Source organism: Streptomyces sp. (genome assembly GCF_036566765.1).
Classification (GTDB): domain Bacteria; phylum Actinomycetota; class Actinomycetes; order Streptomycetales; family Streptomycetaceae; genus Streptomyces.
Genome location: NZ_DATCVQ010000743.1, coordinates 1 through 5,421 on the forward strand (window position 1 = coordinate 1; position 5,421 = coordinate 5,421).

Below are 5,421 nucleotides of genomic sequence, written 5' to 3' on the forward strand. Positions count from 1 at the left end.
AGCGCGGGGCGCGGACCTCCGGCCGCGACCGGCAGCGAGGGCGCCAGCCGGCGGCGGGCCCGCAGCAGCTCGCGCAGCCCCAGGATGAACGCCTCGGCGCGGGCGATGGCCGGCTCGCACCAGGGCAGCGCCAGCAGGATCACCAGGCCGGCCGCCCAGCCGAGCAGCACATCGCTCAGCCAGTGCGTACCGAGATAGACGGTGGTGAGACCGACGCCCAGAGCGACCACCGCGGACAGCGCCGACAGATAGCGCCGGGCCCGCGGGGTGGTGGCCAGGTAGGCCAGGATCCCCCAGGTCACGACCGCGTTGGCGGTGTGGCCGGACGGAAATATATCGCCGCCCGCGAAGAGCTCGGCGGAGCCGATCTCCGTCGCGTAGTGGGGTCCGAGCCGGCCCAGGCCCAGCTTGACCGCGCCGACGGTCACGTTCAGGAGCAGCAGCGCCGCGCCCAGCGCGAGCAGCGGGCGCAGCGTGTGCTGCCGCCAGGAGCGCCAGCCCAGCCAGGCGGCCACCATCACCGCGGTCGGACCGCGCTGGCCGAGCACCACGTAGTAGTCGAGGAAGGCGTGCAGCTCGGGCCATTGCTGATAGGGCCGGAAGAGCATGATCTTCCAGTCGAGCAGCACGAGCCAGGTGCACAGCAGCACGGCGACCACGATCGCGAGATAGAACGCCAACGTCCCGCCGAAGAGGGCGAGACGCGTCCGGGTCATCCGCGGGATCTCTATCTTCGGCGGTTCCGGCTCCCGGTCCAGCCGGGCAAAGATGTCGGTACGCACCCAATGGACGTTACAGGGAGTGAGTGCGCGGACCGGCCGATCCGGGCTGTTCGTGATGACCATGTGATGTGGAGTCCGTCTCAAAGCCGGTTCCATTTACACGTCGGCCGCGGAAATCCCGGCGACCCCGTGCCCTATTGGTTGGAGGGCCGTTTCCGCAACTCTGTTTGCCTGTCGAGTTGCGTCTCGACGAAATACCTCACCCGGTCGGCGGTACGGAATTCCACGCGACGCGCCGGGCCCCCGGAGTGGCGTACGCCACAGCCCCCGCTCTGCCGGGTGAGAGCTGCGCCACGCGCCCGGCTGCCGAACTCGCGTACGCTGACGACTCACTCGCGTGTCGATGCCGGGCCGCCCCGAGGGGTCGGCGCCCGCCGAGCGCGAGAGGTCACCGGGAGGTACGTACATGGCGCGGACGATCACGGCCGGGGCACGACTCCGTGCCGCCGGAGGCGGCGCGAACCGCTGGGTGGTCCTCCTCGTCCTCTGCGTCAGTCTGCTGCTCGTCGCCCTCGACGCGACCGTGCTGCACGTCGCCGTCCCCTCCCTCACCTCCGACCTCCACCCCAGCTCCACCCAGCTGCTCTGGGTCGTCGACGCCTACCCGCTGATCTGCGCCGCGCTGCTGATCCTCTTCGGCACGCTCGGCGACCGGATCGGGCGGCGGAAGGTGCTGCTCCTCGGGTACGGCCTGTTCGGCGTCGCCTCCGCGCTCGCCGCGCTGGCCACCGCGCCCGAGGTGCTGATCGGGGCCCGCGCGCTGCTCGGCGTCGGCGGCGCGATGATCATGCCCGCCACGCTCTCGATCCTCCGGGCGGTCTTCCCCGACCGGCGCGAGCGGGCCACCGCCATCGGCATCTGGACCGCGACCGCCGCCGTCGGCGCCGCCACCGGCCCGGTGCTCGGCGGCTTCCTGGTCGAGAACTTCTGGTGGGGCTCGGTCTTCCTGATAAACATCCCGCTGATGGCGGTGATCCTGCCGCTCGCTCGCTGGCTGCTGCCGGAGTCCAGGGGCCGCGCCGACGGACCCTGGGACGTCCTCGGCGCGCTGATGGCCGCGGCCGGCATGCTCGGCCTGGTCCTCGGCGTCAAGCGGGCCGGCGTGGGCGACGCCGTCCTCGCCCCGGCCACGCTCGGCCCGCTGCTGCTCGGGGCCGCGCTGCTCGTCCTCTTCGTCCGCCGCCAGAAGCGCCGCCCGCATCCGCTGATCGACACCGGGCTGTTCTCCCGCGCCGCGTTCACCACCTCCGTCGGCTGCGTCGTGCTCGCGATGCTGGCGCTGGTCGGCCTGCAGCTGATCGCCGTCCAGTACCTCCAGCTGGTGCTCGGGCTGAGCCCGCTGGAGACCGGGCTGCGGCTGCTGCCGCTCACCTTCGCCGCGATGGCGGCCGGCGCCACCGGCTCGTCCACGCTGCACCGGATCGGCCCGCGCCGGATGGTCGGCTGGGGCTTCGTGCTCACCGCCGCCGCCGTGCTGCTGCTGGTCCTCATGGGCCAGCACGACCGGCCGCTGCTGCTCACCATCGGTTTCGTACTGCTCGGCTTCGGCCTGCAGACCACGCTCTTCGGCGCGTACGAGTCGATGCTCAGCGAGGCCCCGCCGGAGAGCGCGGGCGCCGCTGCGGCGATCGGCGAGACCTCGTACCAGCTCGGCGCGGGCATGGGCATCGCGCTGCTCGGCAGCGTGATGAACGCCGCGTACGCCCCCGGCCTCGCCGACGTGCCCGGGGTCCCCGCCGCCGCCTCCCACGCCGCCGCGAACTCGCTCGGCGAGGCGTACCAGGTCGCCGAACGGATCGGCGGCCCGGCGGGCGCGGCGCTGCACGCCGCGGCCCGGCACTCCTTCGTCACCGGCCTGCACGTCACCCTCGTGGTCAGCGCCGGCCTGCTGCTGCTCGGCGCGTTGATGGCGCTGCGGCTGCCCCGGGTGATGGAGTGCCCGCAGGAACAGGCACGGCCGGAGGAGCAGTCGGCCGAGACGGCCCCGCGCGCGGCGGAGCCCACCGTTCCGGTCGAGCCGCGGCTGCCGCACCGGCGCGAGCCCGCCGAGCCGGCCACGTCCGGACGCACGGCGCGCTGACCGGGCCGACCGGGCCGGACCGGACGCACGGCGCAGTGATCAGGCCGGGTCTGGACGTGCGGCGCAGTGATCCGTAACGTCGGCGCCGGTCCGTGATCAGCGGGCCACCGGCGCCGATCCGCACCCGGACCGCCGGCGCTGCCGAAGAGAGTGCGACCCGCCGGAGGCCCGCATGTCCGCCCCCTCGCCCGCCCCGTCGAAGCTGCCGCCGTTCGACCCCGCCGACCCGCTCGGCCTCGACGACCTGCTCGATCCCGAGGACCTCGCGGTCCGCGACACCGTCCGTCGCTGGGCGGCCGACCGGGTCCTGCCGCACATCGCCGAGTGGTACGAGAAGGGGGAGCTGCCCGAGATCCGCGAGCTGGCCCGCGAGCTCGGCTCGCTCGGCGCCCTCGGCATGTCCCTGACCGGATACGGCTGCGCGGGCGCGACGAACGTCCAGTACGGCCTGGCCTGCCTTGAGCTGGAGGCCGCGGACTCCGGCATCCGCTCGCTGGTCTCCGTGCAGGGCTCGCTCGCCATGTACGCGATCTGGAAGTACGGCTCCGAGGAGCAGAAGCAGCGCTGGCTGCCCGGGATGGCGGCCGGCGAGATCATCGGCTGCTTCGGGCTGACCGAGCCCGACCACGGCTCGGACCCGGCGGGCATGCGTACGTACGCCAAGAAGGACGGCGCCGACTGGGTGCTCAACGGCCGCAAGATGTGGATCACCAACGGCTCGGTCGCGGGCGTGGCCGTCGTGTGGGCGCAGACCGACGAGGGCATCCGCGGCTTCGTGGTGCCGACCGACGCGCCCGGTTTCTCCGCGCCGGAGATCCACCACAAGTGGTCGCTGCGCGCCAGCGTCACCAGCGAGCTGGTCATGGACGACGTACGGCTGCCGGCCGACGCGGTGCTGCCCGGGGTGACCGGGCTCAAGGGCCCGCTCGGCTGTCTGTCGCACGCCCGCTACGGCATCGTGTGGGGCGCGATGGGCGCCGCGCGGGCGTCGTTCGAGGCGGCGCTCGCGTACGCGAAGAGCCGCGAGCAGTTCGGCCGGCCGATCGGCGGCTTCCAGCTCACCCAGGGCAAGCTCGCCGACATGGCGGTGGAGCTGCACAAGGGCATCCTGCTCGCGCACCACCTGGGCCGCCGGATGGACGCCGGGCGGCTGCGGCCGGAGCAGGTCAGCTTCGGCAAGCTCAACAACGTGCGGGAGGCGATCGAGATCTGCCGCACCTCGCGCACGATCCTGGGCGCCAACGGCATCTCGCTGGAGTACCCGGTGATGCGGCACGCCACCAACCTGGAGTCGGTGCTCACCTACGAGGGCACCGTCGAGATGCACCAGCTGGTGCTGGGCAAGGCGCTCACCGGTCTCGACGCGTTCCGCTAGAACGCGGCGTCGTCGCGGTGGGCACGGGGTGCGGCGGCCGGTGAGCCGCCCTGCCTCAGCTCTGGTTGAAGAAACCGTCCTGCGCGCGGCCCGCGGACTCCCCGGTGACGATCCGGGTGTCGGAGGGGGTCAGCAGGAACACCCGGGTCGCCACCCGCTCGATGGAGCCGCGCAGGCCGAAGGCGAGGCCCGCCGCGAAGTCGACCACGCGCTTGGCGTCGGCCGGCTCCATCGCCGTGAGGTTCACGATCACCGGGACGCCGGCGCGGAACAGCTCGCCGATGCCCCGGGCGTCGCGGAACCCGTCCGGCGAGACGGTGGCGATCCGGCGGCCCTGCTCCTGCGCCGAGTCGGAAGCGACCCGCACCCGCGGGTCCGTCACCCAGGCGTCGCCGTTCTCGGCTCCCTCGGCGTACTCGTCGTCGTAGTAACGCTCGTCGCTGTCCTCGACGAGTCCCAGCCATGCACTCGCCTTGCGCACCGATCCCATGGACGCCTCCTTTCAGCGCGGTCACTCGTGGTTCCGCATCCCTATGGTCGTCCATCATGCGGATCGCGCGCCAAGTGGATAGGGACCGCGCAGGGGATTCGTGACGGGACTGGTGCAGAAGATATGGCGATACGTCAAGGTTCTTCCCTTATATGGAGCCTGACGGAGCCTCGAACGTGTCGCGTAGCGCACAAAAGAGGAAAGTCGGGCCCGGGCGGTCCGGACGGGTGATCAGGGGGACGTACGGGTGAACGGGCGCCGATCGATACGATGCCAGCCGCACTGACGCTCGAAGCCCGGGGGAATCCTTGTTCGGAATCGTCAGGCCCTGTGCGCACCGTCTCACCGACGGGCTGAGGACGGAGTGGATGGCCCATCTCTGCGGCCTCTGTCTTGCACTGCGGGCCGACCACGGCCAGTTCGCGCGCGTGGCCACCAACTACGACGGCCTCATCGTCTCGGTTCTGACGGAGGCTCAGGCCGGCGTCTCGGCCGCCGACCGGCGCATCGCCGGACCCTGCCCGCTGCGCGCCATGCGCACCGCGCCGGTCGCCATGGGCGAGGGCGCCCGCCTCGCGGCGTCCGTCTCCCTCGTGCTGGCCTCGGCGAAGGTCCGCGACCATGTGGCCGACCGGGACGGGCTGTTGGCCCGCCGGCCGGTTGCCGCCGCGGCCCGCCGGGTCGCCCGCGCCTG

General features: G+C 72.6%; 5 protein-coding genes. 3 read left to right on the forward strand and 2 right to left on the reverse strand.

The annotated features are described in order from the left end of the window. Positions 1-782 (reverse strand): phosphatase PAP2 family protein (locus tag VIU94_RS42990; RefSeq protein WP_331920875.1); only part of this gene is annotated, 782 nt, incomplete at its 3' end. 406 nt (positions 783-1,188) lie between these two features. Between VIU94_RS42990 and VIU94_RS42995 the strand changes: the two genes are divergently transcribed. Both VIU94_RS42995 and VIU94_RS43000 read left to right on the forward strand, forming a co-directional pair. Continuing rightward, positions 1,189-2,862, forward strand: a complete 1,674-nt coding sequence (locus tag VIU94_RS42995; RefSeq protein WP_331920877.1) for an MFS transporter — start codon at positions 1,189-1,191, stop codon at positions 2,860-2,862. A gap of 172 nt (positions 2,863-3,034) precedes the next feature. Continuing rightward, positions 3,035-4,237 carry an acyl-CoA dehydrogenase family protein gene (locus VIU94_RS43000; protein WP_331920879.1) on the forward strand — a complete coding sequence of 401 codons (1,203 nt, stop codon included), beginning with the start codon at positions 3,035-3,037 and terminating at the stop codon, positions 4,235-4,237. Between the two features lie 55 nt (positions 4,238-4,292). Here VIU94_RS43000 and VIU94_RS43005 read toward each other — a convergent pair whose 3' ends face one another. Continuing rightward, entirely contained in the window at positions 4,293-4,727 is a 435-nt protein-coding gene (locus VIU94_RS43005) for a cell division protein SepF (protein WP_331920881.1), read from the reverse strand. A 308-nt stretch (positions 4,728-5,035) separates the two neighbouring features. Between VIU94_RS43005 and VIU94_RS43010 the strand changes: the two genes are divergently transcribed. Then, positions 5,036-5,421 (forward strand): DUF5685 family protein (locus tag VIU94_RS43010; protein WP_331920883.1); only part of this gene is annotated, 386 nt, incomplete at its 3' end.